At 53.8% G+C, this 14,641-nt stretch carries 15 protein-coding genes; 8 read left to right on the top strand and 7 right to left on the bottom strand.

Features of this window, described 5'->3' with window-relative positions; translation table 11 throughout:
• Positions 1 to 6 precede the first annotated feature (6 nt).
• Together ampE and ampD are read right to left on the bottom strand one after the other, a co-directional pair.
• On the bottom strand, positions 7 to 861 hold the full coding sequence (ampE, locus tag N7E69_RS12655) for a beta-lactamase regulator AmpE (protein WP_000172039.1): 855 nt from the start codon (positions 859 to 861) through the stop codon (positions 7 to 9).
• Complete coding sequence (gene ampD / locus N7E69_RS12650) at positions 858 to 1,421, bottom strand: 1,6-anhydro-N-acetylmuramyl-L-alanine amidase AmpD (RefSeq protein ID WP_000936326.1); 564 nt, start codon at positions 1,419 to 1,421, stop codon at positions 858 to 860. Before ampD ends, ampE begins: the two co-directional genes overlap by 4 nt.
• An 87-nt stretch (positions 1,422 to 1,508) precedes the next feature.
• On the opposite strand from ampD, the gene nadC reads away from it, so the two are divergent.
• From nadC to hofC, 4 genes are all read left to right on the top strand, one after another.
• Entirely contained in the window at positions 1,509 to 2,402 is an 894-nt protein-coding gene (gene nadC / locus N7E69_RS12645) for a carboxylating nicotinate-nucleotide diphosphorylase (protein ID WP_001135135.1), read from the top strand.
• Between the two features lie 221 nt (positions 2,403 to 2,623).
• A complete protein-coding gene (gene ppdD, locus N7E69_RS12640) occupies positions 2,624 to 3,061 on the top strand; it encodes a prepilin peptidase-dependent pilin (RefSeq protein ID WP_000414989.1) in 438 nt (145 codons plus the stop codon).
• A 9-nt stretch (positions 3,062 to 3,070) separates the two neighbouring features.
• A complete protein-coding gene (gspE, locus tag N7E69_RS12635) occupies positions 3,071 to 4,456 on the top strand; it encodes a type II secretion system protein GspE (protein ID WP_000650593.1) in 1,386 nt (461 codons plus the stop codon).
• On the top strand, positions 4,446 to 5,648 hold the full coding sequence (gene hofC / locus N7E69_RS12630; protein WP_000114102.1) for a protein transport protein HofC: 1,203 nt from the start codon (positions 4,446 to 4,448) through the stop codon (positions 5,646 to 5,648). Before gspE ends, hofC begins: the two co-directional genes overlap by 11 nt.
• Before the next feature lie 30 nt (positions 5,649 to 5,678).
• On the opposite strand, the gene N7E69_RS12625 is transcribed toward hofC, so the two are convergent.
• Positions 5,679 to 6,722 (bottom strand): GMP reductase, encoded by a 1,044-nt coding sequence (locus tag N7E69_RS12625; RefSeq protein ID WP_001217365.1) that lies wholly within the window; start codon positions 6,720 to 6,722, stop codon positions 5,679 to 5,681.
• A gap of 225 nt (positions 6,723 to 6,947) precedes the next feature.
• On the opposite strand from N7E69_RS12625, the gene coaE reads away from it, so the two are divergent.
• From coaE to yacG, 3 genes are read left to right on the top strand one after another with little or no spacing between them, the layout of a single operon-like run.
• Positions 6,948 to 7,568 (top strand): dephospho-CoA kinase, encoded by a 621-nt coding sequence (coaE, locus tag N7E69_RS12620; RefSeq protein WP_001270913.1) that lies wholly within the window; start codon positions 6,948 to 6,950, stop codon positions 7,566 to 7,568.
• Positions 7,568 to 8,311: a cell division protein ZapD gene (gene zapD, locus N7E69_RS12615; protein WP_000557441.1), complete on the top strand. Its 744-nt coding sequence runs from the start codon at positions 7,568 to 7,570 to the stop codon at positions 8,309 to 8,311. Before coaE ends, zapD begins: the two co-directional genes overlap by 1 nt.
• 9 nt (positions 8,312 to 8,320) lie before the next feature.
• A complete protein-coding gene (yacG, locus tag N7E69_RS12610) occupies positions 8,321 to 8,512 on the top strand; it encodes a DNA gyrase inhibitor YacG (RefSeq protein WP_001286419.1) in 192 nt (63 codons plus the stop codon).
• Here yacG and N7E69_RS12605 read toward each other — a convergent pair.
• Positions 8,509 to 9,450, bottom strand: a complete 942-nt coding sequence (locus tag N7E69_RS12605) for a LysR family transcriptional regulator (RefSeq protein WP_001538994.1) — start codon at positions 9,448 to 9,450, stop codon at positions 8,509 to 8,511. The two genes, yacG and N7E69_RS12605, sit on opposite strands and share 4 nt — an antisense overlap.
• Positions 9,451 to 9,535: 85 nt before the next feature.
• Here N7E69_RS12605 and N7E69_RS12600 point away from each other — a divergent pair, with 85 nt between their 5' ends.
• Entirely contained in the window at positions 9,536 to 10,525 is a 990-nt protein-coding gene (locus tag N7E69_RS12600; protein ID WP_001200040.1) for an aldo/keto reductase, read from the top strand.
• Between the two features lie 33 nt (positions 10,526 to 10,558).
• Here N7E69_RS12600 and mutT read toward each other — a convergent pair whose 3' ends face one another.
• From mutT to secM, 3 genes are all read right to left on the bottom strand, one after another.
• Positions 10,559 to 10,954 carry an 8-oxo-dGTP diphosphatase MutT gene (gene mutT, locus N7E69_RS12595; protein ID WP_000736053.1) on the bottom strand — a complete coding sequence of 132 codons (396 nt, stop codon included), beginning with the start codon at positions 10,952 to 10,954 and terminating at the stop codon, positions 10,559 to 10,561.
• A gap of 151 nt (positions 10,955 to 11,105) precedes the next feature.
• Positions 11,106 to 13,811, bottom strand: coding sequence for a preprotein translocase subunit SecA (gene secA / locus N7E69_RS12590; RefSeq protein WP_000905756.1), 2,706 nt, complete (start codon positions 13,809 to 13,811; stop codon positions 11,106 to 11,108).
• Between the two features lie 61 nt (positions 13,812 to 13,872).
• Complete coding sequence (secM, locus tag N7E69_RS12585; protein WP_000014333.1) at positions 13,873 to 14,370, bottom strand: secA translation cis-regulator SecM; 498 nt, start codon at positions 14,368 to 14,370, stop codon at positions 13,873 to 13,875.
• Between the last annotated feature and the right edge of the window lie 271 nt (positions 14,371 to 14,641).

Raw genomic sequence — 14,641 nt, 5'->3', positions numbered from 1 at the left:
ACAACGCTACACTAATGCCCCATAAATGGTGAGCAACGCAATAATCACCACCACCACAAACGAGGCCTTCTTCGCCATTGATACCGCCGCTTTGGGGGTTTCTACTTTGTCAGTATGCGGTTCGCGCGCCAGTGAGAACTGCGCCAGACGTGTGAGCACCTGATACTGCGAAGTATGCAGATCCGCCAGCGAGGCAAACCAGGCCGGCAACGCTTTCTCGCCATGCCCCAGTAATGCATACACTACGCCCGCCAGACGTACCGGAATCCAGTCCAGCACATGAAGAATAGCGTCAATGCCGGATTGCAAACGTTGGTGCGGCGTCTGATAGCGCGCCAGCCAAGTCTGCCAGGCCCGTAAAAACGCATAGCCCACCAGCGTTACCGGCCCCCATGGACCGCCAACGATAAACCAAAATAGCGGTGCGAGGTAAAAACGGAAATTTATCCATAACAACGCATTTTGCAGCTCACGCAAAAACTCACGCTCATTACAATCCGGCGGCACGCCGTGAATCAGCGTAAGCTCGCTGGCCATCGCCTCGCAAGGATGCGGATCGTTACGGGACGCCGCTTTCAGCCAGGCGTGATAATGTACTCGCACTTTGCCCGCGCCGATACACAGCACGCCCAGGAGAATCCACACCACCAGCGTCGGCACGTTAAATAGCAGCCCTTTTAACGCCTGGAGCAGTAGAAAAGTCACCACCATCGCGATCGCCGTCATTCCCATCGTGCGCAACATCGAAAAATGCGTAATCCGACGGAATAGCGCCTCCAGCCGATGATCGAGCTGCCAGTGCTCGCCCAGCTTAAACAGGCGCTCGACAATCAGCACCAGTAATGTCGTAAACAGCGTCATGTCATCTCCTTGTGCGACGAGAGGGCTACCAAAGCGCGAAAGCGCGGCCAGTCAAAGGCAGGGCCAGGGTCCGTTTTGCGGTCAGGCGCAATGTTGCAGTGTCCGGTCATATTGTCGGCGATCGCCGGATAGCAAGCGATAAGCGTGCGCGTCACGGCGGCTAGCTGCTGATACTGCGCATCGGTATAAGCCAGCGTATCTGTCCCCTCCAGCTCAATACCAATGGAGAAATCATTACAACGTTCCCGCCCCTGATAGTTTGATACGCCCGCATGCCACGCACGCTTATCAAAAGGCACATACTGGACGATTTCACCGTCGCGACGAATCAGACAATGGGCCGAAACACGAAGATGAGCGATTTCTGCAAAAAAAGGATGGGCGTCTGGATCTATCGTTCCGGTGAATAATGCATCGATCCACGGACCGCCAAACTCGCCGGGGGGCAGGCTAATATTATGCACCACCAGCAAGGACGGTTTTTCGTCATCCGGACGGCAATCATAATGCGGAGAAGGGACGCGTCGCGCCTCTACTAACCAACCCTTATCTGGCAACATGCGGAGTCTCCTTTTGAGTGGTGCTTATAGCTGCTTCAGAGTAGCATGTTTCTACCTTATGATTCGTTAGCAATTTGGAGTTTTATCATGCCGCCTCGCCGTTATAACCCAGACGACCGACGTGACGCGCTACTGGAACGCATTAATCTCGATATCCCTGCCGCCGTTGCTCAGGCGCTGCGTGAAGATTTAGGTGGAGAAGTCGATGCTGGCAACGATATCACCGCGCAACTTTTGCCGGCAGATACGCAAGCCCATGCCACGGTGATCACTCGTGAAGACGGCGTTTTCTGCGGCAAGCGCTGGGTTGAAGAGGTCTTCATCCAACTGGCGGGCGATGATGTGCGCCTCACCTGGCATGTCGATGACGGCGACGCCATTCACGCCAACCAAACAGTGTTTGAACTGAACGGCCCGGCTCGCGTATTGTTGACCGGCGAGCGCACGGCGCTAAACTTTGTCCAGACCCTTTCCGGCGTCGCCAGTGAAGTACGCCGCTACGTTGGACTGTTGGCTGGCACCCAAACCCAGTTGCTCGACACGCGTAAAACGCTGCCGGGTCTGCGCACCGCGCTCAAATATGCGGTTTTATGCGGCGGCGGCGCCAATCATCGTCTGGGCCTCACTGACGCGTTCCTGATTAAAGAAAACCATATCATCGCCTCCGGTTCGGTTCGTCAGGCGGTGGAAAAAGCGTTCTGGCTACATCCGGACGTGCCGGTAGAAGTCGAGGTCGAAAATCTGGATGAACTGGACGATGCGCTGAAAGCAGGCGCGGATATCATCATGCTGGATAATTTCAACACCGACCAGATGCGCGAGGCGGTGAAACGCGTCAACGGCCAGGCGCGGCTGGAAGTATCCGGCAACGTCACCGCGGAAACCTTACGCGAATTTGCTGAAACCGGGGTGGATTTCATCTCCGTTGGCGCGCTGACCAAGCACGTGCGCGCGCTCGATCTCTCCATGCGTTTTTGCTGATCCTCTCCACCCGATGGCGCTGCGCCGTCGGGTCTATAAATCACCTGTCCGTAGATCCGCGTCATTATTCGGTAAAACATTCGTAGCGCCTCGCAATAACGTTGCCGTGTCATGTAACGCAGCGAAAATCTTCAGAATCCGCCTTCCCGTTTTACCTTTTGCCGCTCGCCCGCTCTTCCCGCGTTTGCCACAGTAGCGCCAGCTAACTCAAGGAGCGAACAATGGAAAAACAACGCGGTTTCACGCTTATCGAACTGATGGTCGTTATTGGCATCATCGCCATTTTAAGCGCCATTGGCATTCCGGCTTACCAGAACTATCTGCGTAAAGCGGCGCTGACGGATATGTTGCAAACGTTTGTCCCCTACCGTACTGCCGTCGAACTCTGCGCTCTGGAACATGGTGGGACGAGCACATGCGATGCGGGCGTCAACGGTATCCCCTCGCCCGTCATCACCCGTTATGTTTCGGGCATGAGCGTGGAAAAAGGCGTCATCACGCTTACCGGCCAGGAGAGTCTGAGCGGGCTTAGCGTCATCATGACGCCCGCCTGGGACAATGCTAACGGCATTACTGGCTGGACGCGTAACTGCAATATTCAAAGCGACAGCGCGTTACAACAGGCTTGTGAAGATGTCTTCCGTTTTGACGCCAACTAAGGAGACAAGATGAAAGACGCTCAGCTCAACACCTTGTGTCAACGTCATCAGGCTGTACTGATCAATAGCGCCAGCAACAGTATCACTGTTGCGGTGGTCGACGCGCCCTCTCATGCGTTACTGGACGCTCTGCATTTCGCCACGCAAAAACAGATTGATATTGTGTGCTGGACTCGCCAGCAAATGGAAAATCATCGGCATAAGCCGGATCAGGCACCCTCGGCAAACGCCGCGAAAGGCGGAGAAACCGCAGCCCAGCTTCTCAATCAGACATTACGCTCGGCGATGGCGAAACGCGCCTCTGATATCCATCTCGAACCCGGCGCCAGCCGCTACCGAATAAGACTCCGCATCGACGGCGTTCTTCATATTCTGCAGGACATCGCCAAAGAGACGGGGCTTGCGCTGACGGCCAGATTGAAAGTCCTGGGAAATTTGGACATCGCTGAACATCGACTGCCGCAGGACGGGCAATTTACCGTTGACCTGGCGGGCGACAGCATCTCTTTTCGTATCGCCACGCTTCCCTGTAAAGAAGGCGAAAAAGTCGTCTTACGGTTGTTGCATCAGGTTGAACAAACGCTGGATCTGGACACGCTGGGCATGTACGGGGCACAACTTACCGCTTTTAGACAAGCCCTACAGCAACCTCAGGGGCTGGTACTGGTGACTGGCCCCACCGGTAGCGGAAAAACGGTCACGCTATACAGCGCGCTACAAACCCGGAATACGCCGGGTATCAACCTCTGTAGCGTTGAGGATCCGATAGAAATTCCACTGGATGGGATTAACCAGACGCAGATCCATCCCCGCGCCGGGCTCACCTTTCAAAATGTGCTGCGTGCGCTATTACGCCAGGACCCTGACATCATCATGGTAGGTGAAATTCGTGACGGCGACACCGCAGAAATCGCCATTAAGGCGGCACAAACGGGCCATCTGGTACTTTCAACGCTACATACGAACTCCACCAGTGAAACCCTGATACGTTTGCAGCAAATGGGCGTAGCACGCTGGATGATCTCATCGGCGCTTACGCTGGTGGTAGCGCAACGCCTGGTAAGGAAGCTTTGCCCGCACTGCAAACAGCGCCTGAGCGATCCCGTAGTGCTATCGCCCAATCTTTGGCCCAGCGCGCTACCGCTCTGGCAGGCAAACGGCTGTCAGCATTGCTACCACGGCTTTTATGGCCGAACCGCGTTATTCGAAGTGTTAACCGTTACCCCGGCATTACGTCAGTTAATTGCGAGCGGCGCATCGGCGCAAGCACTGGAAGCCCACCTCCAACAGACCGGTACAGGGACGCTTTTTGAAAATGGCTGTCGCGCCGTTGAGCAAGGCATGACGTCCTTTGAAGAGATACTGCGCGTTCTGGGAATGCCCCATGAGCGTTAAACAGCTCTGGCGCTGGCAAGGCGTTAACGATAAAGGTCAACTGGAACAAGACGTTGTATGGGTGGACAATCGTCTGGCGCTGATCATCACCCTGCAACATCAGCGCATTATGCCGCTTCGCATCAAGCGCATAGGCGTTAACGCCGCACTGTGGAAAGAAGAGCAAAGCGCTGAAATTATTCATCAGTTGGCCACGCTCATTCATGCCGGGCTGACGCTTTCAGAAGGGCTGGAACTCCTTGCGAAACAGCATCCCCACCGACAATGGCAAGCGCTGTTGCGCACGCTGGCTCACGAGCTTGAACAGGGCGTCCCTTTTTCCAGCGCATTAGTCTCCTGGCCGCAGGTATTTCCGCCGCTCTACCAGACGATGATCCGCACCGGAGAACTGACCGGCAAACTGGCCGAATGCTGCTTTGAACTGGCCCGTCAGCAAAAAGCGCAACGGCAGATTACGGTTAGCGTGAAAAAGGCGCTGCGCTATCCCGCCATTATTCTAACAATGGCCGCCCTGGTCGTTTTCGCCATGCTGCACTTTGTCCTGCCGGAATTTGCCGCCATTTACCGTAGCTTCAATACCCCGCTTCCTCTTCTGACGCGCGGTATTATTGCGATAGCGCAATGGGGGTCGGCATGGGGTTGGCTCATCTTGTTCCTGACGATGCTCGTTGCTATCGCTCACCGCAGGGTAAAACAAAAGCCGTCCTGGCAAGCGCAGCGGCAGCGTCTTCTGCTACGGCTTCCCGTTATGGGTCGCCTGATAAGAGGCCAGAAACTAGCGCAAATATTCACCGTACTGGCATTAACCCAAAGCGCAGGCATTCCTTTTCTTCAGGGACTGGAAAGCGCTATCGAGAGTCTCGGCTGCCCTTACTGGTCACAGCGTTTAACGCAGGTACATCAGGAGATCGCCGCGGGTAATCCGGTCTGGTTGGCGCTAAAAAATACCCAGGAATTTAGTCCACTATGCCTGCAACTGGTCAGAACGGGCGAAGCGTCCGGCTCACTCGATATCATGCTGCATAACCTTGCCCGTCACCACAGTGAATCTACGCTGGCGCTGGCCGATAATCTGGCGTCGCTGTTGGAACCGGCGTTATTGATCATCACCGGCTTAATTATCGGTACGCTGGTGGTGGCGATGTATTTGCCGATTTTTCATTTGGGAGACGCGATGAGCGGGATGGGATAAGGCTGGCGCACATTTACGCCAGCCAGAATATTAGAGGCTATTGAAAATGCGGTTTTCTTGTTCCTGCACCCGAATAAAGGTGGTGCGTTTGGTCAACTCTTTCAGGCGAGACGCGCCGACATAAGTGCAGGCTGAGCGTAGACCGCCCAGGATATCGCGGGCGGTATTGCCCACCGGCCCACGCAGCGGCAATTTAACCGTTTTACCTTCTGCCGCGCGGTATTTCGCAACGCCGCCGACATGACGGTTCATCGCAGATTCCGAACTCATGCCGTAGAACAGCATAAATTTCTCGCCGTTCTCTTCTACCACGCTGCCGCCGCTCTCTTCGTGACCCGCCAGCATGCCGCCCAACATAACGAAATCCGCGCCGCCGCCGAAGGCTTTTGCTACGTCGCCTGGCATGGTGCAGCCGCCATCGCTGACGATCATGCCGCCCAGGCCATGCGCCGCGTCAGCACATTCGATAACCGCCGACAGTTGCGGATAACCAACGCCAGTTTTTACACGCGTCGTGCATACGGAGCCGGGACCAATTCCCACTTTCACGATATCGGCGCCGGAGAGGATAAGCTCTTCGCACATCTCGCCCGTTACCACATTGCCTGCGCAGATTGTTTTTGTCGGCCATGCTTCACGTGCTTTCGCGACGAACTGCACAAAATGTTCTGAATAGCCATTGGCCACATCAATACAGACAAAGTTCAGCGCAGGATTCAGCGCCAGAATCTGCACGGTTTTTTCGAAATCAGCATCAGAGGTCCCGGTGGAAACCATCACATGCTTCAGAACATCAGCCGAAGCCGTGTTGATAAAAGCTGCCCACTCTTCAACGGTATAATGTTTATGTACAGCAGTCAGAATATCAAACCCGGCCAATGCTTGCGCCATTTCAAACGTCCCGACGGTATCCATATTGGCCGCAATAATCGGTACGCCAGACCAGGTCTGACCTGAGTGTTTAAAGGTGAATTGACGTTCCAGTTCGACATCGGAACGGCTTTTGAGGGTAGAACGCTTAGGACGGATAAGAACGTCTTTGAAACCTAACTTCAGATCTTCTTCAATACGCATGTACGGATTCCTGGGGTTAATGGCGAAAAATCGAAACTCACAACTCCAGTGACGCTATCATACGCACTAATCATGGCCGTACAAGACTGCGAAATTCTCTTTTTTTACGTTACAATCCCATAAATTTACCTGGCGAATAGTAGGTTAATGCTCAGAGCGTATCGTCTTTGCATGCTTAAAATTTAACCTTTTGATTGTCAAACTAAAATTCCGGAAGCTGGAGATATGAGGTATACCGTAGCCTTAACCGGCGGTATTGGCAGCGGTAAAAGTACCGTCGCTGATGCCTTCGCTGACCTCGGAATAACCGTCATCGACGCGGATATTATTGCGCGCCAGATGGTTGAGCCAGGGCAGCCCGCCCTGAACGCAATAGCGGAACATTTTGGTTCTGAACTTATCGCCGCCGACGGCACGTTACGTCGCCGGGCGCTGCGTGAGCGTATTTTTTCGCATCCGGAAGAAAAAGCCTGGCTTAACGCTCTGCTTCATCCCTTAATTCAGCAGGAAACCCAACGACAGTTTCAACAGGCTACGTCGCCCTATGTGTTATGGGTTGTGCCTCTGCTGGTTGAAAACAGGCTGTATCAAAAAGCCAACCGCGTACTGGTGGTTGACGTGACGCCCGAAACGCAGCTCATACGCACAATGCAGCGTGATGATGTTACGCGCGAGCATGTTGAACACATTCTCGCTGCGCAGGCGACGCGTGAAGCGCGCCTTGCCGTGGCGGACGATGTTATTGATAATAACGGCGCACCGGATGCTATCGCATCAGATGTGGCCCGCCTGCACGCCAGTTATCTTAAGCTCGCGTCGCAGTTTGTCTCACAGGAAAAACCGTAATGCACACCCAGGTCCTATTTGAACACCCTCTCAATGAGAAGATGCGTACGTGGCTGCGCATAGAGTTTTTAATCCAACAGCTCTCCATCAACCTGCCAATTGCAGACCATGCTGGCGCACTGCATTTTTTCCGTAACATCAGCGATCTACTGGATGTATTCGAACGGGGCGAAGTCCGTACCGAACTGCTGAAAGAACTGGAGCGCCAGCAGCGTAAATTACAGGCCTGGGTTGAGGTTCCCGGCGTCGATCAAGACCGTATTGAAGCCCTGCGCCAGCAGTTAAAATCCGCGGGCAGCGTGCTGATCTCCGCCCCGAGGATTGGCCAGCAGCTACGCGAAGATCGCTTGATTGCCCTTGTGCGTCAACGCTTAAGTATTCCTGGCGGCTGTTGCAGTTTCGATTTACCCACTCTGCATATCTGGTTACACCTACAACAGGCGCAGCGCGACGCCCAGATTGAAAGCTGGCTTGCCAGCCTGAATCCCCTCACCCAGGCGCTGACGCTGGTGCTTGATCTGATCCGTAATTCAGCGCCTTTCCGTAAGCAAACCAGCCTGAACGGTTTTTATCAGGATAACGGGGACGACGCCGATTTGCTGCGTCTTATGCTGACGCTCGATTCACAACTTTATCCGCAAATTTCCGGCCATAAGAGCCGTTTTGCCATTCGCTTTATGCCGCTGGATAGTGAAAATGGTCTGGTGCCGGAGCGTCTTGATTTTGAACTGGCCTGTTGCTAAGGAGTAAAAATGTCTGACGTGACCGTCGTAAACTGTCCGACCTGCGGTAAACCGGTCGTCTGGGGGGAAATTAGCCCCTTCCGCCCATTTTGTTCTAAACGCTGTCAGTTAATTGATTTGGGCGAATGGGCCGCCGAAGAGAAACGAATCGCCAGCAGCGGCGACCAGTCTGATAGCGACGACTGGAGCGAAGAGCGCTAACGGTGATGGCTCTGTTGAGACGGCAATATCGCCTTATGACAAAAATAATCAATAAATACGCGTAGTTTTGGCGCCATATGCGCGCGGCCGGGATAATACAAATAAAACCGGTCCGCCGCAGGCAGCCACTCCTCAAGTACGGAACACAACCGCCCATCCTGTAAGTCTTCGTGGACATCCTGTTCAAAAACATAGGTTAGCCCTGCCCCATCACGCGCGGCGGAGAGACGCAACGCTTTATCATTCACCATTAACGCGGCTTCCGGCGTAATTTCCAGCCGTTGCGCTCCGTGAACAAACTCCCACCGATATAGCCCGCTCTCACGCGTAAAACGATGGCAAAGGCAGCGGTGATTGATGAGTTCCTGAGGGTGCAGCGGCGTGCCAAAACGCGCAAGGTATGCAGGGGATGCTACGATCGCCGGGCGTAAAACATCACCGAGCGGAACGACATTCATATCAAGTTGTACCGCATCGCCAAAGCGAATACCGGCATCAAAGCGTTCGTTAATTAAATCCACAAAACCGTCATTCACATCGATATCCAGCCGAATATCGGGATAATCGCGCATGAAACCGGCGAGATTAGGTTGTAACAGAAGCGTAGCCGCCGTGCGCGGTACGGTCAGGCGTAATGTCCCTCCGGGTATATCGCGGCTCTGGCGGGCATGTTCCATCGCCTCATCAATATGGTTTAATGCGGGCCTGATACTGGCAAGAAAGGCATGTCCTGCTTCTGTCAAACCGACACGCCGGGTGGTTCGGTTCAACAATTTCACGCCAAGTTCATCCTCCAGTTGGCGCATATTCTGACTTAACGCCGATGTAGAAATATGTAACTGCGCCGCTGCCCGCGTGAAGCTATGGTTTTCAGCAATCATGCAAAAAGCATGCAATATGGACATCACATCATGACGCATTATTAAGCCAGCCTTCATAAACCATGCTTATTCCCCCTATTTTTCATCTTATACGCCAGGTATAGACTGCCTGCCATGCACAAAATATCCTCATGGAGGTAGTATGCAATATCGTACATTAGGCGCAAACGGACCGCGAGTGTCAGCCATCGGACTGGGATGTATGGGCATGAGCGCATTTTACGGCGCTCATGACGACAGCACCTCAATTAAGACGCTACATTATGCGTTAGATCAGGGGGTAACACTGCTCGATACCGCAGATATGTATGGCCCTTATACCAATGAAAGGTTAGTTGGAAGAGCCATCGCCGATCGTCGCGATCGGGTATTTTTAGCGACGAAATTTGGTATCGTTCTCGACCCTGCTAACCCTATGGCGCGTGGCGTCAATGGCAGACCGGAGTACGTTCGCCGTAGTTGTGAGCAAAGCCTGCAACGCCTGGGGGTCGATCATATCGATCTGTACTATCAACATCGCGTTGATCCATCAGTTCCCATAGGAGAGACTGTCGGTGCAATGGCGGACCTGGTGCGCGAGGGAAAAGTGCGTTATCTCGGGCTATCCGAAGCATCAACGCAAACGCTGGAACGCGCCCATAACGTTCACCCTATTACCGCGCTGCAAAGTGAGTATTCGCTTTGGTCCCGCGAAGCGGAAATTTCAGCACTTTCCACCTGTGAACGGTTGGGTATAGGATTCGTCGCTTACAGCCCGCTGGGACGCGGATTTCTGACCGGTACGATTAAAACGCCAGAAGATTTTGCTGCGAATGACTTCCGTCGCACAAATCCCAGGTTCATGGGTGAGAACTTCTCGCGCAATTTACGTCTGGCTGAAGCAATAAAACAAATGGCACGCGAAAAAGAGTGTACCCCCGCACAATTAGCGCTGGCCTGGCTGCTGGCCCGCAACAGGCACATCGTTCCCATTCCCGGCACCCGCCACTGCGCCAGGGTGGATGAAAACCTCGGCGCGTTATCACTGACCCTAAGCCCGCAGGAGCTGACGGCAATTGAGGCGGTTTTTCCTCACGACGCCGCGGCCGGCCCCCGCTACTGGCCGGAAATTATGTCGACATTAAATCGCTAATAAGATCGATGGGGATCGTGTTGCGATCCCCCACTAAAGCGCAAATTGGCGTAATTTACGAATAATCGGTTCATTGGCCGGCGGAAAATCGTCCGTACTCAACGCGTTCTGCGCGATCCACCGTCCCGGCTGTCCTTCTTTCCCCCACGGTTCGCCATCCCAGCGTTCAACCAGCCAAAACCACAGCGTAATGTGTCTATCCGGGAATTGATATTCCAGAGTGTCGAATAGTGTCACCTGTGTTGGCGTAATCCCCACCTCTTCCTGTAGCTCCCGGATCAACGCCTGCTCTGGTGTTTCGCCGGCTTCAATTTTTCCGCCGGGAAATTCCAGCTTGTTCGCCATATGCGCATCAGCGGCGCGTTGGGTAATAAAAATTTCGTCGTTCGGGTTGCGGATAATCCCAACCGCGATTTGCAGTTTTTTCATCTTGTTGCATCCATAAAAAAGGCGCAGTCGCCTGCGCCTTTTTATCTGTGTTCAATGCCAGGCCGAATAAGCGTAGCGCCCTTCGGCAATAATGCCAGTACTGACCTGATGGCAACACATTATGTCTTATCAGGCCGGTAAGTTTATCGCATTAGCTCAGGCGACCATGACACTGTTTGTATTTCTTACCGGAACCGCAAGGGCAAGGATCGTTACGTCCAATCTTACGTTCGCCGGTTTGGGCGGCCAGATCGGCAGCCACGGCGGCATCGTCATCCTGATGGCTTAGCTGCTGCATCTGCGCCAGGCGCTCCGCCTCTTCGCGACGCTGCATTTCCATCGCTTCGACCTCTTCAGGCATACGTACCTGGACTTTGCTCAGGGTACTGATCACTTCATATTTCAGCGATTCCAGCATCGCGGCGAACATAGCGAAGGATTCGCGCTTGTATTCCTGCTTCGGATCTTTTTGCGCATAGCCGCGCAGATGAATACCCTGACGCAGGTAATCCATCGCCGCCAGGTGCTCTTTCCACAGGGAATCGAGCGTTTGCAGCATCACGCCTTTTTCGAAATGACGCATCATTTCAGCGCCAACCACCTCTTCTTTACGCTGATACACCTCGATGGACTGCGCCAGGATGCGCTCACGCAGCGTCTCCTCATGCAGCTCCGGCTCTTTATCCAGCCATTCGGCAATCGGCATCTCCAGGTCGAAGTCGTTTTTCAGGCGTTCCTGCAAACCCGGGATATCCCACATCTCTTCCAGCGACTGCGGCGGAATGTAGGCGTCGATAGTCGCCTTAAAGACATCTTCGCGAATGCTGTTAATGGTGTCGCTCACGTCAGACACATCCAGCAGTTCGTTACGCTGGGTATAAATTGCACGACGCTGATCGTTCGCCACATCATCATATTCCAGCAGTTGCTTACGAATATCGAAGTTACGGCTTTCTACTTTACGCTGCGCGTTAGCGATAGCTTTCGTCACCCACGGGTGCTCAATCGCTTCGCCCGGCTTCATCCCCAGTTTACGCATCATACCGGAGACACGATCGGAGGCGAAAATACGCATCAGCGCATCTTCCATCGACAGGTAGAAACGGGAAGAACCCGGATCGCCCTGGCGACCGGAACGGCCACGCAGCTGGTTGTCGATACGGCGGGATTCATGGCGCTCGGTGCCAATGATATGCAGGCCGCCGGCAGCCAGAACCGCGTCATGGCGTACCTGCCAGTCCGCTTTAATCTGCGCAATCTGTTCTTCCGTCGGCGCTTCCAGCGCAGCGACTTCCGCCTGCCAGCTACCGCCCAGCATAATATCGGTACCACGACCCGCCATGTTGGTAGCGATAGTGACCGCCGCTGGATAACCAGCCTGCGCAACGATGCCTGCTTCGTTGGCGTGGAATTTTGCGTTCAGTACGTTATGTTTGATGCCCGCTTTGGTCAGCTCTCTGGAGACCACTTCAGATTTCTCGATAGAAATCGTCCCGACCAGCACTGGCTGACCGTTCGCGGTACGTTCTTTAATATCTTCGATAATGGCCTGGATTTTTTCCGCTTCGGTCATGTAGACCAGATCCGGCAAATCTTTACGGATCATCGGACGGTTGGTCGGAACAACGACGGTGTCCAGCTTATAGATAGAACTAAATTCGAAGGCTTCAGTATCCGCCGTACCGGTCATACCGGCCAGCTTTTCATACAGACGGAAGTAGTTCTGGAAGGTAATAGACGCCAGCGTCTGGTTTTCATTCTGAATTTCAACGCCTTCTTTCGCTTCTACCGCCTGGTGCAGACCGTCAGACCAGCGACGCCCCTGCATGGTACGACCGGTATGTTCATCAACAATGATGACTTCGCCGTCTTTCACAATGTAATCCACGTCACGGGTAAACAGCGCGTGCGCGCGCAGCGCGGCGGTGACGTGATGCATCAACATAATATTGCCAGGCGAGTAGAGCGACTCGCCTTCATCCATAATGCCTTCTTGCACCAGTAGCTCTTCGATCAGCACCAGACCGCGTTCGGTCAGGTTAACCTGGCGCGCTTTCTCATCAACGGAGAAGTGGCCTTCGCCCTGGAAAGTGTCAGAATCTTCTTTCTCCTGACGAATCAGGTGCGGAATGATTTTGTTCACTTTTTTGTACATTTCCGAGCTATCTTCCGCCGGGCCGGAAATAATCAGCGGCGTACGCGCTTCATCGATCAGGATGGAGTCGACTTCATCCACCAGCGCATAATGCAGTTTACGCTGCACGCGCTCTTCCGGGCTGAACGCCATGTTGTCGCGCAGGTAGTCAAAACCGTATTCGTTGTTAGTGCCGTAAGTGATGTCGGCAGCGTAAGCTTCACGTTTGGCTGGCGCAGGCATACCTGGCAGGTTGATACCAACGGACATACCGAGGAATTCGAATAGCGGGCGGTTGTTTTCGGCGTCACGCTGCGCCAGATAGTCGTTCACGGTTACCACATGAACGCCTTTGCCGGACAGCGCGTTCAGGTAGGCTGGCAGCGTTGCGGTCAGCGTTTTACCTTCACCAGTACGCATTTCGGCGATACAGCGATCGTTGAGCACCATACCACCCAATAGCTGAACGTCGAAGTGACGCATCCCAAAGACGCGTTTACTGGCTTCACGCACCACCGCGAACGCTTCCGGAATCAGGCTCTCTACGCTTTCGCCTTTTTCAATACGGGCGCGAAATTCGTTGGTTTTCGCTTTCAGTTCGTCATCGGAGAGTTTTTCCATCTCCGGTTCCATCGCATTAATAAGGCTGACGGCCTTACGCATACGACGCAGCGTACGATCGTTACGGCTACCGAATACTTTGGTTAATAATTTGATTAGCATAATAAAGTCTCAAATGCCCCGCGCCGCGGAGCTACAAATAAAGTAAAAGGGTCTTTTTTCGTTAGCTGAGACGTTGCGGACCGGCGCGGATACCCTGCGCCTGACTTATCCAGGCCGGGATGCTAAATGCGGTTTGTGGCGCAAAATACGCCAGGGAGAGGCGACGAACAATCGCCGGCGGCGTGCCCTCCTGCGTGAGCATCGCGCTGAGCGTATTCAGTAAGGCGATATGATGCGCCTGTAATGGCGACGGCGCGTCGGCAACGGGCAGCGTTTGCGGCGCCATTGCAAAAGAAAGGTGGCGAATCACCGTGCGAATAGCGTGCTGATGCCAGTAATCTACGGTGAAATTGGGACGACGGTTAGAGGCTTCTAACAGCGCAAAATGGCTAAAGTTAACTTTAGACGCGGTGCTGGCGGTCGTCCTTGCAGGCGTATTGGTTTCAGCGGCGTTACTGAGCGCGGGCAAACCAAAACTCGCCGCGACCATCCCTAATAAGAGATGCGGCCAGAAGTATCGTCTGCCTAACTGTCGCCAGCGCGTCAGTATTCCACTCACGTCATTGCCACCTGATATGCCCCTCATGGGCTTACGGAATCAAAACAATTTGCGCACAAATCTTATCATTAAAGCGTACGCGCTACAGCAGTAATGACGAGAAGCTAAGGTGAAAATCGGCTAAGAAAACAGCGAACGCGCCGTGTTTCCATTTAACCCTGTCAAAATGGCTGTATTAAGGAAAGCGCAGATAAAGGATAGTAAAAAAAACGACTGGCTCGCCTGGCCGGAGAGAGTGCCAGGTTAACCAGTCGAATTTTATACGACAGCG

This window comes from Salmonella sp. 3C (assembly GCF_025426275.1).
Classification (GTDB): domain Bacteria; phylum Pseudomonadota; class Gammaproteobacteria; order Enterobacterales; family Enterobacteriaceae; genus Salmonella; species Salmonella enterica.
This window is presented reverse-complemented; position numbering and strand designations above follow the sequence as displayed.

Excerpts from the sequence above, each read along its gene's own strand:
- N7E69_RS12600 (WP_001200040.1), top strand. The coding sequence starts at position 9,536 with ATGCAATATCGTACATTAGGCGCAAACGGACCGCGAGTGTCAGCCATC.
- coaE (WP_001270913.1), top strand. The coding sequence starts at position 6,948 with ATGAGGTATACCGTAGCCTTAACCGGCGGTATTGGCAGCGGTAAAAGT.
- secA (WP_000905756.1), bottom strand. The coding sequence starts at position 13,811 with ATGCTAATCAAATTATTAACCAAAGTATTCGGTAGCCGTAACGATCGT.
- yacG (WP_001286419.1), top strand. The coding sequence starts at position 8,321 with ATGTCTGACGTGACCGTCGTAAACTGTCCGACCTGCGGTAAACCGGTC.
- hofC (WP_000114102.1), top strand. The coding sequence starts at position 4,446 with ATGAGCGTTAAACAGCTCTGGCGCTGGCAAGGCGTTAACGATAAAGGT.
- N7E69_RS12605 (WP_001538994.1), bottom strand. The coding sequence starts at position 9,450 with ATGAAGGCTGGCTTAATAATGCGTCATGATGTGATGTCCATATTGCAT.
- mutT (WP_000736053.1), bottom strand. The coding sequence starts at position 10,954 with ATGAAAAAACTGCAAATCGCGGTTGGGATTATCCGCAACCCGAACGAC.
- gspE (WP_000650593.1), top strand. The coding sequence starts at position 3,071 with ATGAAAGACGCTCAGCTCAACACCTTGTGTCAACGTCATCAGGCTGTA.
- ampE (WP_000172039.1), bottom strand. The coding sequence starts at position 861 with ATGACGCTGTTTACGACATTACTGGTGCTGATTGTCGAGCGCCTGTTT.
- zapD (WP_000557441.1), top strand. The coding sequence starts at position 7,568 with ATGCACACCCAGGTCCTATTTGAACACCCTCTCAATGAGAAGATGCGT.
- N7E69_RS12625 (WP_001217365.1), bottom strand. The coding sequence starts at position 6,722 with ATGCGTATTGAAGAAGATCTGAAGTTAGGTTTCAAAGACGTTCTTATC.
- ampD (WP_000936326.1), bottom strand. The coding sequence starts at position 1,421 with ATGTTGCCAGATAAGGGTTGGTTAGTAGAGGCGCGACGCGTCCCTTCT.
- nadC (WP_001135135.1), top strand. The coding sequence starts at position 1,509 with ATGCCGCCTCGCCGTTATAACCCAGACGACCGACGTGACGCGCTACTG.
- ppdD (WP_000414989.1), top strand. The coding sequence starts at position 2,624 with ATGGAAAAACAACGCGGTTTCACGCTTATCGAACTGATGGTCGTTATT.